At 49.7% G+C, this 312-nt stretch carries 1 protein-coding gene; it reads right to left on the bottom strand.

Annotation, left to right across the window (positions count from 1 at the left end; all coding sequences use genetic code 11):
- Nucleotides 1-41: 41 nt before the first annotated feature.
- A partial coding sequence (locus PZH32_RS12430; RefSeq protein ID WP_275208554.1) for a response regulator transcription factor occupies nucleotides 42-312 on the bottom strand: 271 nt, incomplete at its 5' end.

Below are 312 nucleotides of genomic sequence, written 5' to 3'. Positions count from 1 at the left end.
TTCTAGAACTACCGCGTCGGGTTTGGTGAGGATTTGACGAACTAGGAGAGGTTCTCCAGACCAAGAAACAGGTATAGCTCCTGCCTACTATGAACGCCCAATTTTTTAGAAATATTGTGGGTGTGCGTCTTCACCGTAGCGAGGCTTACCACCAGATCGTCGCTAATTTGCACTAACGTTTTTCTTTGGGCGAGGAGAAGGAGTACGTCTCCCTCGCGTTTAGTCAGAGTGCACTGCATGGCAACTGATGTGCAGGTTTCGGTAAGTATGGCGTAATAGCGTGCTGGATCGATGTACTGCGACTTCGCTGGG

It is taken from the genome of Adlercreutzia equolifaciens, from assembly GCF_029076695.1.
Classification (GTDB): Bacteria; Actinomycetota; Coriobacteriia; order Coriobacteriales; family Eggerthellaceae; genus Adlercreutzia; species Adlercreutzia equolifaciens_A.
This window is presented reverse-complemented; position numbering and strand designations above follow the sequence as displayed.